Here is a 17,483-nt window from a genome sequence, read left to right on the forward strand (position 1 = left end):
TGACTGTGACCAAGACCGTACAGACAGATGCTTCAGGCCACTACAACAGTGCCTTAACAGCAGCAGACGGTATTGCTGATGGTTCAGGTGTGACAGTTGTGGCAACGACCACTGACCGTAATGGCCAAGCCGTTCCACCAGCGACAGACAGCATTGCCGCACAAGGTGACAACGATAACGATTCGAGCACCCCAGAAGACACAGGTTTAGACTTGGTTGCGGGTGCAATCACGGTGGATATTGTTGAGTCAGGTTTAATTACAGGAACAACAACAGACGTTGCCCCAGGTACTAATGTTGTACTGACGATTACTGGTAAAGATGCCAACGGCAATCCAGTGACTGTGACCAAGACCGTACAGACAGATGCTTCAGGCCACTACAACAGTGCCTTAACAGCAGCAGACGGTATTGCTGATGGTTCAGGTGTGAGCGTTGTTGCGAACACCACCGACCGTAATGGTCAAGCCGTTCCACCAGCGACAGACAGCATTGCCGCACAAGGTGACAACGATAACGATTCGAGCACCCCAGAAGACACAGGTTTAGACTTGGTTGCGGGTGCAATCACGGTGGATATTGTTGAGTCAGGTTTAATTACAGGAACAACAACAGACGTTGCCCCAGGTACTAATGTTGTACTGACGATTACTGGTAAAGATGCCAACGGCAATCCAGTGACTGTGACCAAGACCGTACAGACAGATGCTTCAGGCCACTACAACAGTGCCTTAACAGCAGCAGACGGTATTGCTGATGGTTCAGGTGTGACAGTTGTGGCAACGACCACTGACCGTAATGGCCAAGCCGTTCCACCAGCGACAGACAGCATTGCCGCACAAGGTGACAACGATAACGATTCGAGCACCCCAGAAGACACAGGTCTAGACTTGGTTGCGGGTGCAATCACGGTGGATATTGTTGAGTCAGGTTTAATTACAGGGACCACCACTGATGTTGCCCCTGGTACTAATGTTGTACTGACTATCATAGGTTTTGATGAAAATGGTGAAGAAATTGAAATTGAGCGTACTGTTCAGACAGATTCAAGTGGTAATTATCAATATCAAATCATTCCTGCAGATGGGATTGCAACAGGAACAGATGGATCAACAGTCTGGGTTGTAGCCAACTCAACAGATAATAATCGCAATAATGTAAATGCCCAAGATAGTGAAGCAGTTGATCCTGTAATTAAGGGAGACACATCAACAGGTATCACAAATGGAGACAATTCCGTTACTGGTACATCAGGTGATGATTTGCTTACAGGAGATATTGGAGGATTAAAAACTAACTTTATAGCAGGCAATAACTATAACATCTCAATTATTCTGGATGTTTCAGGAAGTATGGGACGCAATTTGTACGATGAGAGTACTGCTGTCCCTCCTGCATTGAGCCGATTAGATATTGCTAAAGCTGGTTTAAAAGCATTTGTGGAGCAGATGCTTCAACACGATGGGACGATTATTTTCCGACTCACAACGTTCAGTGGTAGTGGTAATACCATTGGATATACTGAGTTTGAAGTAAATCAGTCTAATAAGGCTACTATTTTTGCTCAGATTGATGGTTTAGTAGCTGGCGGTGGTACATACCCTGGTGACGCATTTACTAATGCAAATACATGGTTTACATCTAAGCAGAATGGTTATGAAAATCAGACTTATTATTTAACAGATGGAGATCCAAACGAGAGTCTGGCTAGCATGGATACTAAATTCCAGCCATTAGCTGCGCAAAGTAAAGTTTTTGCTGTTGGTGTGAGTAATGCAGTAAACATTGCAAATGTTGAACGTTACGATAATACCGATGTGAATGGTAATAAGATCTCTGGTACTTGGAATGGTGTAAGCAATCATGGTACAGCACAGAAATTTACAGAAGCTGATAAATTGATTGCTTACCTGATTGGTGGATCTGAGAACTTCATTCCAGCAGATGTGGGAGCTGATACCATCAAAGGCGGTGCAGGAGATGATGTTCTGTTTGGCGATGCTATGAACACAGACTGGATTACAGGCTTAGATCCTCTGCAATATCCACAGTATTCAGGTTATTCGAAACTAATTGCACATTTAAAAGCGACAGAAACAGGTGGAGCAGAACCAACACAGCAACAAATCTATGATTTTGTAAAAGCTAATTATCGAGACTTTATTGCTGCTGATGCTACTGATCCAGCAACAAAAGGTGGTAATGACACCATTTATGGTGGTTCAGGCGATGACATTATTATTGCTGGTGCTGGAAATGACATTATTTATGGTGGTTCAGGCAATGACATTATCTCAACTGGACGAGGTGATGACACCATTATGTATGATGTTCTCAATGCTGCGGATGCAAAAGGTGGAAATGGCACAGACACATGGGTTGATTACGAAGCTAACGATAAAATTGAATTTTCTGCGGATTTCTTTGATGGTCTATTGGCAGATAAAAGCAATATAGGTGACTATATTACTATCGTAGCTGACGGAAATGGTAATGCGGTTATTCAGGTAGATCGTGATGGTAGTGCTGCAACTCATACTATGTCTGATTTATTAATCGTTGAAAATCAAGCAGGTTTAAGCTTGCAGGATTTAATTGATAATAATCAGCTTCTCATTGGCTAACTAAACAAAACGGTTATAGATCTTTGGATCTATAACCGTTTTTTAATCTTTATTTTTTGTTTAATTCAACAATAAAGATGAATAGTAATTGTAAATATGAGATCAACTTTTCAATTTATAAGTAATTGATTCAATTTAGATGTTTAAAAATGACTCCCATTAAACCGAGATTAGGCTGGATTTTAGTAGTTCCATTCTTCGTTCTAGTCACGCCAGTAAAAGCAGACACTTTTTATGATTATTTAAGTCATAAAAAAGATGAAATACACCAAATACTTGGTAAAGAATCGAATAATGATTCTCTTTACAAAGTAAACATTGGAAAGCTGAGTGAATTCGACCTTGCAAGCACATCAATGCTTGAAGAACTTCCTCTAGTGACATCATCTAAAAATCAGGTCAATCAACAAACAAAGACAATTGCTTCAAATGAAACTTGGTTAGGGGGAAACCAAGAATTAAGTTTTGTGGAAGTTGTGCATCAGGCGCTACGCCATCGTCCAGAGATTACTCAAAGTATTGCGATGATAGCAGGGCAGGGAGCAAATATTGATGCAGCAAAGGCTGAATATTTTCCACAGGTTTCAGGGGGAATCACCACAGCCGATTTAACTACGGGTGAACGAGGTCGACAGCTTTATACGCTTTCGGCAACACAAATGCTCTATGATTTTGGAAAAATTAAAAGTTCAGTGGATATTGAAAAAGCGAAACTTTTACAAGAACAAGCAAATGCTTTGGTCAATATAGATGATATTGCCTATCAGACGGCAAATGCGATTGTAAATATTAAGCGATATAAAGAGATTGTACGGATTGCCGATCAGCAAATTAAAGGAATAGCTCGTATTGCGGAAATTGCGAATCTACGTGCAAATGCGGGAATCAGTAGCCAAGCAGATCCAGTACAAGCTCAATCAGACTTGGAAGCGGCAGAATCTAATAAAATTGTGCAAGAAAATCAACTAAAGCAATATCAACAAAAGTTACGTAATTTGTTGGGGCGTGATGTTTCCAACCAGCAAATTAAAATACCTGAAACCATTGTAAAAAATGCGGGTCTTTATGAACAAACACAATTTAATTTGGTTCCTGAAATGATGGCAGCTCAGGCGGCAATACAAGTTGCAAAATTCCAAAAAGAACAAACAAAATTAAGTGCTTACCCAACAATTAATGTAAAAGGTAGCCTAAGTCAGGCATTAAATGGCACAAATCCAAATAACAATAAAGATGATGGTTTTTACAATTCAATCATGCTCGAAGCCACCAGTAATTTTTTTCAAGGTGGGGCTATTCGCTCTAAACAGCGTTCAGCAAGTTATGCAGAAGAAGCTGCAAAAGCTGAATTAAATGCTGTCTATCTTGATGTATTGGATCAAGTGCAATTGATTCGTGAAGAAATAGAAAACAAGCAAAAGCAGATTCAAACTCTAACTGCTCGTCAACTGTCTACAACTCGAACGAAAGAGCTGTATCAAGAACAATATAAATTAGGTACGCGATCTGTGGTTGATTTATTGAATTCAGAACAAGCCATTCACAGTGCAGCGCAAGAAATAGAAACTGCAAAATATGATATTTACGCCAATTTAGTTCAATACATCAAGATCACAGGGCGTACTCGTGATTTATATCAATTAAATAATATTTCAATTCAAGGGTTTGAAATTCAACCATGAGCAAAACTATTTATTATCAGCCATGGCTTCAAGCCGTCTTAGCGATTGCAAAGCATTATCGTATTGAGCCATCGGAAGAACGCTTACGCCTTCAACTCGATTGGAATCCAAATCAGTCAATTGATGATATTTTGACTGTGATGAGCCTTCAAATAGGGATGAGCATACGGAAAATTGAGTTTAATGAAGATGTTTTGAATCCTTGGCGCTTACCACTACTTATAGAGATGCAAGACGGTCAAGTCGGGGTGCTGGATAAACTGGATATAAGTGGTAATGCCAATATTCAGTTCAGTGGTGATCAGGGGTTAGCACAAGTACTCAGTGTAGAGCTATTAAAACAAAACGCAGCCAATATCTATATTTTACGACCTGAAAAGCCTATCTTGGATGTTCGTATTGATGAATATATTAAGCCGTATGAGCAAAGCTGGTTTTGGTCAATTGTACTCAGGGACTGGAAGCGTTATCTAGATGTAATGTTTGCATCGTTAATGGCAAATATTTTGGCATTGGCAACAATTTTATTTTCGATGAATGTTTATGACCGAGTCATTCCAGCCCAATCTGTTCCTACTTTGTGGGTATTGGCTAGTGGAGTGCTGATTGCTGCAATATTTGAGTTTTGCCTACGAGTAGCACGTATTTATTTATCCGATATTATTGGCAAGCGTGCCGATTTGAAAATTTCAGATAAAGTATTTGGTCATGCTTTAAGAATTAAAAATAAAGAGCGATCCAAATCAACGGGTACGTTTATTTCGCAAATACGTGAATTGGAGGGAGTACGTGAATTAGTTACTTCTACAACAATTTCAGCCATTGCTGATCTCCCTTTTTTCTTTTTATTTTTGGCAATTTTCTGGCTCATCGGTGGCAATCTTTTTTGGGTAATGGTTTTAGTTGTTCCTTTAATGATTGTTCCAGGCATCTTGATTCAGAAACCATTGGCTAAATTGGCATCTGAGGGTATGCGTGAAGGCGCTATTCGTAATGCAATACTGGTGGAAGCTGTTCAAGGCATAGAAGATATTAAGTTACTACGTGCAGAGTCTCGCTTTCAGAATCAATGGAATCACATGAATGAAGCTGCTGCGGACATTTCTATGCGACAGCGTAAGTTGGTTGGAGTTGTTGGGGCTTGGACACAGAAAGTTCAGGGTTTAACTTTTGCGATTGTGGTATTGGTTGGGTGTTTTGCCGTAATGAAAGGGGAAATGACAACAGGTGCACTCGTTGCTTGCTCGATTTTATCATCACGAATGTTAGGGCCAATTGCACAAATTTCGGGTGTTCTAGGGCGTTTTCAACAAGCCAAGGTTGCCAAAACAAGCTTGGATGAATTGATGAAAAAGCCTGTAGACCAAGCACCACAGGCACATTTAATTCATCGTCCTGTGTTAACTGGACATTATGAACTGAAAGATACGGTCTTTAAATATGGCAATGATGATGCCAAACCGACATTGATTATTCCCAAACTAGAAATTCAGTCTGGTGAGAAAATTGCAATTTTAGGTCGTAATGGTGCGGGAAAATCAACGTTACTACAGTTGTTGTCTGGAATGCAGGAGCCTACACAAGGAAAAGTTAAACTAGATGGGGTTGATTTACGATTGATTGACCCTATGGACGTACGTCGTGATATGGGCTTGCTTAATCAAAATGCGCATTTATTTTTCGGATCTGTACGGGAAAACTTGACCTTAGGCGCTCCATTGGCTACCGATCAAGAGATTTTAAATGCGCTGAATCTCACAGGAGCATTAAGTTTTGTACTGGAGAAGAAAGAAGGCTTAGACCATCAAATTTTGGAAGGTGGAATCGGTTTCTCTGGTGGTCAACGTCAAGCTTTGCTGTTAGCACGTTTACTACTTCGTCAGCCTAATATTCTATTGTTGGATGAACCTACAGCTTCAATCGATGATGTTTCTGAAAAACAACTTATTGAAAATCTGAAAGGTTGGTTGGGGCAAAAAACGTTGGTGATTGCAACACACCGCCGCGCTGTACTGGAGTTGGTGGATCGGATTATTGTGGTTCATGACGGAAAAATTGTAATGGATGGTCCTAAAAATCAAGTCTTAAACAATTCAAATGCTAAAACAGTGAGCACAGCATCATGAGTAGAAAACTTACAGAAAAAAAAGATGCTCTAAAACCTCAAGCATTTGAACCACCATTACCACAAACCAGTCTGTTTATCTGGATTATTTGTATAGGTCTTCTCGTTTTACTGATCTGGGCTTGGCTTTTTAAACTTGAAGAAGTCTCAACAGGTACAGGTAAAGTGATTCCATCTTCAAAGGAGCAGACTATACAGTCTTTGGAAGGTGGAATTTTAACGAAGCTTTATGTGCATGAAGGGGAAATTATTCAAAAAGGTCAAATATTGGCTCAGCTTGATCCAACTCGTTTTGCATCAAATGTGGGTGAATCTGCATCTTTATTACTTGCTTCTAAAGCAACTGCAGCACGACTACGTGCAGAAGTAAACGGGACGCCTTTGGTGTTTCCAAATGAAGTATTAAAAGAACGAGGTTTAGTAGAGGAAGAAACAGCACTGTACCATTCACGTCGATCTAACTTAGAAGAATCCTTAGCAGGGTTAAAACAAGCACTGATTCTGGTTGAGCAAGAGTTGAAAATGACGGAACCATTGGTTGCAAAAGGCGCAGCAAGTGAGGTAGAGGTTTTAAGACTGAAACGGCAGGCGACAGATTTGCATAATCAGATGAGTGATATGAGAAACCAATATTCAGTAAAAGCTCGGGAAGAACTGGCAAAAGCAAATACAGATATTGAAACTCAGTCTCAAGTAGTAAAAGGCAAGTCAGATTCTTTGAGCCGAACATTGTTTAAGTCCCCTGTGCGTGGGATTGTCAAAGAAATTGATGTGATGACTATTGGTGGAGTGATTTCTCAGAATGGTAAGTTAATGACAATTGTTCCACTTGATGAAAAGCTTTTGGTTGAAGCCCGTATTTCTCCACGAGACATTGCTTTTATTCACCCAGGACAAGAAGCACTTGTTAAGATTACTGCTTATGATTATTCAATCTATGGGGGATTGAAAGGGAAAGTTTCCATTATTTCCCCTGATACTTTAAGAGATGAAGTTAAGCAAGATCAGTATTACTATCGTGTTTATATTCGAACGGATTCAGACAAGTTAATCAATAAAGAGGGGCAGCAGCTTAATATCACACCAGGAATGGTTGCGACGGTAGATATTAAAACGGGTGAAAAAACTGTTTTAGATTATTTAATCAAGCCATTTAATAAAGTGCAAGAAGCATTAAGAGAGCGTTGACATGCTCCCCCACTTGAACGTAGTGAAAGTGGGGAGTATGTCAAAAATAAATTAGTCAAGTTTTGACTGGTAGATCATGTCATGAGAAGTCATATTTTAATTTTAGACAGGTCTCCATGAGATATGTTTAATAATGAAAAGTGAAAAAGTGCGTTGTGGGAACATAAAGTAGATTGGTACCTATAATGGTTACTAAAAATCGAATTTTATAATTTATAAATAAATAAAACAATATCTTAAAATTTTATGTGATGCGTATCATACGCATCACATAAAAATTGCTTAAATTTGCTATAATTAATATCTACAGTGTCATTAGTTGTTCGGTTTAAATTTATGAGTCTTACGGAAGCGAAGGTACGCCAGGCTAGGCCCAAGGAAAAAGTTTATTTTCTTACAGATGACGATGGTTTAAGTTTGAAGGTGGAATTGAATGGACGTAAATCTTGGAGTTATCGTTATTCAGTAGCAGGTAGCAATAAGCGTCCGCGGGTAAAGTTGGGCGAATATCCTTTCATGTCATTAAAAGAGGCCAGAACTACCCGGGATGAATATAAATTTAATGGTTATAAAAATGAAACAGTACATAAAAAAAATATAAAAACATTTCAAGACATTTGCGAAGAATGGTTAGAGTTCAAAATAAAAAACTCTTTTAAAGATGAACCTCGTTGTGGTGTTATTCAATTGGCAAAAAAATTTTTAAATCATGAGATTTATCCTGATTTAGGAAATATGCCATTTAATGAAGTGAAAAGATATGATTTAGTGACTATCGTTAAAAATATAGAAGCACGTCATGTCAAGGAACCTGTTAAAAAAGCCTACAGTTATTTAAACCAAATTTATGATTATGCTGTGGCAATGGGTTATTGTGAATATAATATTGCTCATGGATTAAATAAAATATTAATAAAAAATAAAATCAAAAAAAATTATCCTTATTTAAAATCAGAAAATTTACCTAATTTTATAACCAGATTGAGTCAAGTTAATACGGACCCTATCATAAAAAAAGCCTTATTATTTAAACTTTATACTGGAGTTCGTGGGGCTGAGCTTCTACTTTGTGAACCACATCATTTTGATTTAGATAATAAAATTTGGAAAATACCAGCTTTGCATATCAAACAGTTCCGACGGAAAGTCATTTTAGGCCATGATATTCCTGATTTCCTAGTCCCTTTATCAGCCCAAGCAATGACTCTGATAAAATCGGCTTTAGCTTGGTCTCATGGTGAAAAATATGTATTTTCTAGCCCCCGTTATCCAGATAGACCTCTGCATTTTAATACATTAAATATAACCATTCGAAAAATGGGCTATGATAAGGATGAACTATCTGCACATGGTTTACGTTCTACTTTTAGTACTATATTAAATGAATCTGGATTATTTCAGTCAAATTGGATTGAAGCGCAACTATCACATACGGATAAAAATAAAACACGGGCAAGCTATAATCATGCTGAATATCTTTTACAACGTATTGAAATGATGCAGTGGTGGGGGAATTATATCGCTAGCCTAGTTAAGGATCAGGTTGCACAAGATTAATCTATATAGGCTTCTTCCATAAATTATTCTTACTTAACTGCAATTTCTAGATTGAGGCAGTTAAATTTAATCAAATTAAATCTCAAATTCGCTTTTTTACTCGGTTACCGACAATACTCATCAAGTATTTTAAACTGCCAGATATATGATCAGTCCCCATTCTTCTTTTATTGATTTATGATAGGAATCTCATATTGATCAGATAGCCAAGTTCTAATTAAAACCGCTTTTTTTACAGACTTTTATTTGACTGATTTGTTATGCTGTCGGATGATTGATGAACACAATTTTCATGTGGTACGTGATTTAGGACGGCGTCAATTAATTATCGCCGATGGTGATCACCACCTTTGTGCGGTGTACCTGCAGCATGAAGATGCCCTCACCGACTATACAAGATTTGACTAGTCTATGACAGCTGCTAAAAATTTCCCTATTTTTGATGTGATTGCAGGTTTATCTGTCGCAGGTTTACTGCTGCCTGAAGCGGTCGCCTATTCCAATATGGTCGGGTTGCCACCGCAAAGTGGTCTGGTGGCACTGGTGCTGGGCTTAGTGCTGTATGGTCTGATCGGGAATAGCCGTTTTGCGATAGTTTCTGCGACCTCATCTTCTGCCGCAGTCATGAGTTCAGGTCTGGCAACCATAGTCATGTTTTCTTCGCCGGAACGGGCAGGTCTGGCCTATGCTCTGGTATTTCTGTCGGGAATTTTACTGGTGATCGCAGGGTTATTTAAACTTGGAGATGTGACACATTTTATTGCAAAACCTGTACTGAAGGGTTTTTCTTTTGGCCTGGCACTCAGCATTGTGCTGAAGCAACTTCCTTTAGTATTACAGGTACATCCTGAACATAGTAATTTTTTTCGTCAGTTGTGGGAAATGCTACAAGCCTATTCGAGCTGGAACTGGCATGCTTTGATCATGGGACTTTGTACCTTTTTCACTTTGCAATTAACCCAGCGCTATAAAACTATTCCAGTGGCCTTGTTGCTGATTATTTTAGGTATTAGTTTCAATGTGATGGGATATACCCACGCATGGGGAATCCGTTCTGTTGGGCATTTTGAGTTGGTTCTACCGAGTATTCACTTGCCTCAGTTGGGTATGAATAGCTGGTTGCAACTGGTAGAACTTTCACTGGCCGTTGCACTGATTATTTATGCAGAATCTTATACTTCAATTCGTAGCTCGGCCCTAAAATACCATGATGCAATCCAGCCAAATCGTGACCTGATTGCATTGGGCATGAGCAATATCTGCTCAGGACTGTTTAAGGGAATGGCGGTTGGTGCAGGTTATTCGGCGACTTCAGCCAATGAATCTGCAGGGGCAAATAGCAAAAAATCAGCCTGGGTAGCAGCGCTGGCCGTGGTGATTTTTTTACTGTTTTTTCGCCAGTATATCGCCAATATTCCTGAACCCGTTTTGGCGGGTATTGTGATGTATGCAGTCAGTGGACATATTCGTTTTGCCCCATTTAAACAGTATTTTATCTGGCATAAAGATCGCTTGTTGTCGATTATTGCAATTTGGGCAGTGATTATTTTTGGTGTGCTCAATGGGTTACTGATTGCGGTGCTGGTGAGCATTTTAATGTTATTGAAAAGCTACTCTGTTCCTCGAATTGCCTGGCTTGGACGTCTCAATGGCGGGCATGATTTTGTTGATATCAACCGTTTTCCTGAAGCTGTAGCACCTGATGCTATTTTAATTGCACGGCCTGATCACCCCCTGTTTTTTGCCAATGCAGAAAAAATCTGTCATGCAATTCTAAAAAAGGTTTCTGAGCAAAATTATCAGCATGTGATTTTGAATCTTGAAGAATGCCCAAGCCTGGATAGTACCAGTATTGAAGCATTGTTATTGTTGGCTGAGCATTTGCAAGAGGAGGGGATTAAGCTAAAGTTGGCACGCGTACGCCGTTCAGTCGCAGAAACTTTATTGTATGTGAATAGTCCTTTATTCCCCCGCTCGAGTTATGATGCACAAAGTGTCGATGATGCCGTGAGCCAGATAGAAAATCATCGTTCGACAGCAACTTAAGCGCACGGCGTAAACCACGCGTACGATACAACTCTGGAAAAAACGACTGAGAGCATCCTCTACCTGATCGTCCAGTTACAATCAGCAAAATGCGAATCTTGCTGGGTGGAAAACAATACACTGATACTTTATGGGCAGAACATTTTGCTGTCAGCACACATGCAGTATTTAAAATATGTACTTGCTCAAAGCTGATCCTGACAGTGTACTATTTTAATAGGATCTGTCAGGTTATATCGGACAATTGATCAAGAGCAATGACATAAAATAATTTACAAGTTTATTAAAAATTTTGTACTTCTTACTTTATTTTAAAATGATGTTTCTCTGGAATAAGTTTGATTTTTATTTTTTTATAAAGTCGCTCTTCGGCATTTTCTGCTGATTTGGTCACTTTATCCGCAAATTTCTGATCAGACATAAGTATGGCATACGTTTTATAGCCTATTTCAAGCGCTTGTGTTTGATTGCCTTCTTGTTCAAACTGTTCAATTAATTTGTTGATCTTTTTAACACTGATATCGCTCATGTAGTTGACTCATTCCATCTTGATTTTTACTTTAGGATTGGATTGTTACAATTTAGTTAAAATGAATTTAAATCATTGCTAGTGATTGTCATTTATACAATAACTCGCAAATTTTCGTTAAAAAATCTGATTCATTAATTGTTGCTGGGCAATGTAGACTGGTTGTCCACTACCAGGCTGACATTGTATCCAGGTTCCATCTGCGTGTAATTCCCATGCACGCCGATTATCTTTGAGATAATTATTCAATCCTTCTTCAAGAATTTGTTTGCGAATTTTTTTATTCTCGATCGGGAAACAGGTTTCGATGCGAGAAAACAAATTACGTCCCATCCAATCCGCACTGGCGCAATACAGTTTGCTGTCACCATCATTATAAAAATAATACACTCTAGTATGTTCCAAATAACGTCCGACGATTGAACGTACACGAATATTGTCAGAGAGTCCTGCAACTTGTGGTCGTAAGCAACAAATTGAACGAACAATTAAATCGATTTGTACACCTGCTTGTGATGCTTGATAAAGTTCATGAATCAGTTGCGGTTCAGTTAATGCATTGACTTTAATAATGATCTGCGCTTTTTTTCCTGCTTTACTGTTTTTAATTTCCTGCTGTATGAGTTCAAGTAATTGTGAATGCAGGGTAAATGGCGCGTGAAAAAGTTTTTCCAGCTTTATAGTTTTTCCCATACCAGTTAATTCTTGAAAGATTTTATGTACATCTTCACAAATATCAGCATCACTGGTGAGTAAGCCATAATCGGTATAGATTTTGGCATTGGTCGCATGATAGTTACCTGTACCTAAATGAACATAACGTTTAATTTTGTCTATTTCACGACGCACGATCAGAATCATTTTGGCGTGAGTCTTATAGCCAACAATCCCATATACGACCACTGCGCCAGCTTCTTGTAATAGATTGGCAACTTCGATATTTGACTCTTCATCAAAGCGTGCACGTAATTCAATCACGGCAGTGACTTCCTTACCGTTCCGTGCCGCTTCAGCAAGGACTTGCACAATTTCAGAATCTACACCACTGCGATAAAGTGTTTGTTTTATAGCTAACACATGTGGATCACGGGCTGCCTCTTTCAGCAACTTAATGACCGGAGCGAAAGAGTGAAAAGGGTGGTGTAATAAGACATCTTCGGTTTTTAATACCTCAAATATCGATTTTTTGCTATACAACCCTTTTGGTAATTTTTGTACATAGGGAGGGAAACGTAACTCGGGTAAATTAAAGTTCGATATAAAACGAGCCAGGTTAACAGGACCATTCACCAGATAGAGCTGATCTTGATCAAGATCAAATTGTTCCAGTAAATAATCAGTAATCATCTCTGGACACGCTTTATTTACTTCGAGTCTGACAGCGCGACCAAAACGCCGGGATGAGAGTTCCCCTTTTAAAGCAATCGCTAAATCTTCTACATCCTCTGATACGGTGAGGTCAGCATTTCGTGTTACCCGGAATTGATAACACCCCGTGGTGATCACTCCTGGAAATAATTCATGAATATGTTGCTGAATGATCGCGGAAAGTAAAATGTAGTGCTCAGCCTCACCAGAAACATGCGTGGGTAATTTAACTAATCTTGGCAATGATCGAGGGGCAGGAACAATCGCTAAATCAATTTTTCGTCCAAAGGCATCGTTGCCTTCCAAAGTGACAATAAAGTTTAAGCTTTTATTGGCTAAACGAGGAAAAGGGTGTGCGGGGTCTAGACTGATGGGGGTTACAACAGGTTGAACTTCATGATGAAAATAATCTTTAATCCATGCTTTATGTTTTTGAAGGATATCACCATGCTGAATAAAATTAACTCCATTGCCTTGCAGTTGTGGCAGGATATTATAGTTCAGTATTTTATACTGTTCCTCAACGGCCTCATGTGCAAGCTTAGAAATCGTCGTCAGTATTTCTGAGATGAATAAATTATCCGGACGGGTCTTATTATGGCTAGACAGCTCAAATTGCTGTATCAAACTCGCGACACGTATTTCAAAAAATTCATCTAGATTTCGTGAAAAAATAATTAAAAAATTGAGTCGTTCAAGTAAAGGATATTCAGTATCTTTCGCCTGTGCCAATACTCGCTTATGAAATTCAAGTAAGGAAAGGTCCCGATTAATATAAGTTTTTAATGTATGTATGGAAGAATTTGAAGGCACACTTAAAGCAGTCATTTATGGCTCTTATATCATTAGATAACAAGGTTCAAATCAATTGAATAAACATTCATAAAACCCTTAAATGAGACAAACTGATTTTCAGTACATTAAATAAGAAAATTATTGTATTAATAAAAGGCTAAAATTGAATTCTATTCAACTTTAACAGTCTGCGGACATTACATTACAGATTTGTTAAATTATACCTTATATATTATTTAAGTGTATGTTATTTATACTTTTTAGTGATTTTTTTTGCATTATTTATTTAATTTTTCTTTTTTGCAGTTACTCAAACCTAGAGCCATTTACATTTGCTCATAAAAAATCGATCGCCTGTAATCGAGCCTTAACATAGAAAGGGTTAATTTAAGTCCAGATTCCAAAGAATCTTTGTGGATTCACTCAACCATTTTTTCGATTTGCTAAAGGTAAAGATATGTCCGAAAGAAAAGTCGCATTTGTGACAGGGGCACTCGGTGGTATTGGTAGTGAGATTTGTCGTCAGCTGGTAAAGGCAAATTATAAAGTGATTGCAACGGTTGTGCCTCGAGAGGAAGACCGTGAAAAGCAGTGGTTAAAAAGTGAGGGATTCCAACAGGAAGATGTCCGTTTTGTCTTAACCGATCTGACCCATCATGCTGATGCGACGAGCGCGATCCAGGATGCGATACAGGCTGAAGGTCGCGTAGATGTGTTGGTGAATAATGCCGGCATCACACGCGATGCAACATTTAAGAAAATGTCCTTTGAACAGTGGTCACAGGTAATCGATACCAATTTAAAGACACTATTTACCGTGACCCATCCAGTCTTTAATAAAATGCTGGAGCAAAAGCAGGGACGCATTGTCAATATTAGTTCGGTCAATGGTCTGAAAGGACAGTTTGGTCAAGCGAATTATTCAGCCGCAAAAGCGGGCATGATCGGTTTTACCAAGGCTCTGGCTCAGGAAGGTGCACGTTCCAATGTTTGCGTGAATGTTGTAGCCCCGGGCTATACGGCAACACCGATGGTGACTGCCATGCGGGAAGAGGTCGTAAAAAGTATTGAAGACCAGATTCCTTTGCAGCGTCTTGCCCAGCCTGAAGAAATTGCAGCGGCTGTCATGTATTTGGTCGGTGAGTATGGCACCTATATTACGGGTGAAACCTTATCGATCAATGGCGGTTTATACATGCAATAAGCCCTGTGCTCACTGAGCCAGTTTTTTCATTTATTTTTTAACAATAACTAAATTTTAAGTACTATAAATCAATGGAGTAATACACATGCTATATGGCGATATCTTTTCAAACATGAATGCTCAGTACAAAAACATGTTTGAACCTTATGCAAAATTTAACAGTCTGGTGGCAAAAAATTTTGCGGATCTGACCAATTTACAACTCAATGCTGCACGTCATTATGCCGATATTACCTTGTCGCAAGTCTTTGCCAACAGTGAAGTCAAAGACATGCAAAGTATGATCAATTGTGGCATGAAGCAAGTGGAAACCATGAGCAAACTCAGCCAGCAAATGATTGATGATGGCCAAAAACTGGCAAGCTTGGCCACTGAATTTAAAGCCGAGTTTGACAAGTTAGTTAGCGAATCGATGCCGAACAATAAATAACGGTTAACAATCCTAATGAAGATTGAAGACTAGCGAGCGGGGAAGTGGAGATCACTTCCCCGTTTTTCGATTCCATTCCTGATAGGAAAGTGAGGAATGACCCAGTATGCGGAGTGGTGCAAATGCAGCAGAATCTTTTTCAGTTTAATCAGAACGTCCAGCGTTTTTTCGATGTCCATGAAGAAATCTGGAAGAAAGTGCAAGAATTTTACTATGGTGATAATCCGCTCAATGATGCATTGAGCAAAGTCAACAGTGAAGATATGAACCTGTTCTTTCAGGCATTAACCAAAAATCCGGCACGCTTGATCGAGATGCAGAGCAAATGGTGGATCGGTCAGATGCAGATTTACCAAAATATCATGCTGCGCAGTGTGAACAAGGATATTCAGCCTCTCGTGAAACCTGAGCCGGGCGATCGCCGTTTCAAGGATACACTTTGGCAAGAACCTAATTACGATCTCTTGACCCAGTCTTATCTGCATTTCAGTCAATTGGTACAAGAAATGCTGGATGAGGTCGAAGGCATCCCAGATAAAGTCCGCCAGCGTATCCACTTTTTCACCCGCCAAATGGTGAATGCCTTTTCTCCCGGCAATTTTTTATGGACCAATCCGGAAGTGATCCATCAAACGGTACAGGAACACGGGCAAAACCTGGTGCGTGGCATGGAAATTTTCCATGACGATATCATGAACAGTAGCAAATATCTGTCCGTACGTATGGTCAATAATGACTCGTTCCGTTTGGGAAAAGATCTGGCCTATACGCCAGGTGCGGTGGTCTTTGAAAATCCGGTTTTTCAATTGTTACAGTATGAAGCGACCACTGAAACTGTATATCAGACGCCTATTTTTCTCATCCCGCCCTTTATTAATAAATACTATATTCTGGATTTGCGTGAGCAGAATTCTTTTGTGAACTGGTTACGTCAGCAAGGGCACACGGTATTTTTAATGTCCTGGCGTAATCCGGGAGCTGAACAAAAGGACATGTGCTTTGAGGACCTGATTACCTCCGGTACGGTTGAGGCGATGCGTGTCATTGAGGAAATGACCGGAGAAAAAGAAGTCAATGCCATTGGCTATTGTATCGGTGGTGCGGTGCTTGCTGCGACGCAGGCGTACTATGTGGCGAAACGCCTGAAGAATCGCGTCAAGAGTGCCACCTATCTGGCCACAATGTTGGACTTTGACAATCCAGGCAGTTTGGGTGCTTTTATTAATGAGCCGGTCATTCAAGGGATTGAAACTTTGAATCAACAGGTGGGCTATTTTGATGGCCGTATGTTGGCGGTGACCTTTAGTCTGTTACGCGAAAATACCCTGTACTGGAACTATTACATTGAAAATTACCTGAAGGGCAAACATCCGTCCGACTTTGATATTTTGTACTGGAATAGTGATGGCACCAATATTGCCGCACATGTGCACAATTTCCTGGTACGCAATCTGTACCTCAATAACGAACTGATTCAGCCGAATAAGATCAAGATCAATGGTGTGGGTTTAAATCTGTCGAAAGTGAAAACACCGAACTTTTTTATCTCGACCCAGGAAGATCATATTGCACTATGGGATACGTGCTTTAAAGGATCTACCTATCTGGGGGGTGAAAGCACGCTGGTACTCGGCGAATCTGGACATGTGGCAGGCATTGTCAATCCGCCAAACCGCAACAAGTATGGCTGTTATATCAATAATATACCTTATGAAAACCCGAAACAGTGGCTGGCAGATGCCCAATTCCATCCAGAATCCTGGTGGTTACGCTGGCAGGAATGGATCGCACCTTATACCGGCGATCAGGTTCCAGCGCGTACATTAGGTAGTGCAACTTATCCTGTCAAGGAAGCTGCACCGGGCAGTTATGTACAGGTCAGTCTGTTTTAGCATTTAGGTATTCTCACTGCCGGCCAATCGTATGGGGGCAGGA

11 protein-coding genes are annotated in these 17,483 nt (G+C 39.7%); 9 read left to right on the plus strand and 2 right to left on the minus strand.

What is annotated here, in order from left to right; genetic code table 11:
• From GTU69_RS15565 to GTU69_RS15590, 6 genes are all read left to right on the plus strand, one after another.
• Positions 1–2,624: VWA domain-containing protein (locus GTU69_RS15565; protein WP_346764492.1), on the plus strand; the 2,624-nt coding region annotated here is incomplete at its 5' end.
• A 149-nt stretch (positions 2,625–2,773) separates the two neighbouring features.
• Positions 2,774–4,306 (plus strand): TolC family protein, encoded by a 1,533-nt coding sequence (locus GTU69_RS15570; protein WP_166171842.1) that lies wholly within the window; start codon positions 2,774–2,776, stop codon positions 4,304–4,306.
• Positions 4,303–6,432, plus strand: a complete 2,130-nt coding sequence (locus GTU69_RS15575) for a type I secretion system permease/ATPase (RefSeq protein WP_166171844.1) — start codon at positions 4,303–4,305, stop codon at positions 6,430–6,432. The genes GTU69_RS15570 and GTU69_RS15575 overlap by 4 nt, the downstream gene beginning before the upstream one ends.
• Positions 6,429–7,619: an HlyD family type I secretion periplasmic adaptor subunit gene (locus GTU69_RS15580; protein ID WP_166171846.1), complete on the plus strand. Its 1,191-nt coding sequence runs from the start codon at positions 6,429–6,431 to the stop codon at positions 7,617–7,619. Before GTU69_RS15575 ends, GTU69_RS15580 begins: the two co-directional genes overlap by 4 nt.
• Before the next feature lie 336 nt (positions 7,620–7,955).
• Entirely contained in the window at positions 7,956–9,176 is a 1,221-nt protein-coding gene (locus tag GTU69_RS15585) for an integrase arm-type DNA-binding domain-containing protein (RefSeq protein WP_166171848.1), read from the plus strand.
• A 411-nt stretch (positions 9,177–9,587) separates the two neighbouring features.
• The gene (locus GTU69_RS15590) at positions 9,588–11,222 is read left to right on the plus strand and encodes a SulP family inorganic anion transporter (RefSeq protein WP_166171850.1); all 1,635 of its coding nucleotides are present in this window, start codon (positions 9,588–9,590) and stop codon (positions 11,220–11,222) included.
• A 301-nt stretch (positions 11,223–11,523) separates the two neighbouring features.
• On the opposite strand, the gene GTU69_RS15595 is transcribed toward GTU69_RS15590, so the two are convergent.
• Together GTU69_RS15595 and ppk1 are read right to left on the minus strand one after the other, a co-directional pair.
• Entirely contained in the window at positions 11,524–11,751 is a 228-nt protein-coding gene (locus GTU69_RS15595; protein ID WP_166171852.1) for a hypothetical protein, read from the minus strand.
• 117 nt (positions 11,752–11,868) lie between these two features.
• On the minus strand, positions 11,869–13,947 hold the full coding sequence (ppk1, locus tag GTU69_RS15600) for a polyphosphate kinase 1 (RefSeq protein WP_166171854.1): 2,079 nt from the start codon (positions 13,945–13,947) through the stop codon (positions 11,869–11,871).
• A 424-nt stretch (positions 13,948–14,371) separates the two neighbouring features.
• On the opposite strand from ppk1, the gene GTU69_RS15605 reads away from it, so the two are divergent.
• From GTU69_RS15605 to phaC, 3 genes are all read left to right on the plus strand, one after another.
• A complete protein-coding gene (locus GTU69_RS15605; protein WP_086197570.1) occupies positions 14,372–15,118 on the plus strand; it encodes a beta-ketoacyl-ACP reductase in 747 nt (248 codons plus the stop codon).
• 85 nt (positions 15,119–15,203) lie between these two features.
• The gene (locus tag GTU69_RS15610; protein WP_086197569.1) at positions 15,204–15,548 is read left to right on the plus strand and encodes a phasin family protein; all 345 of its coding nucleotides are present in this window, start codon (positions 15,204–15,206) and stop codon (positions 15,546–15,548) included.
• Between the two features lie 122 nt (positions 15,549–15,670).
• On the plus strand, positions 15,671–17,440 hold the full coding sequence (gene phaC, locus GTU69_RS15615) for a class I poly(R)-hydroxyalkanoic acid synthase (protein ID WP_166171856.1): 1,770 nt from the start codon (positions 15,671–15,673) through the stop codon (positions 17,438–17,440).
• Positions 17,441–17,483: the final 43 nt, after the last annotated feature.

It is taken from the genome of Acinetobacter sp. SA01 (assembly GCF_011319235.1).
Classification (GTDB): Bacteria; Pseudomonadota; Gammaproteobacteria; order Pseudomonadales; family Moraxellaceae; genus Acinetobacter.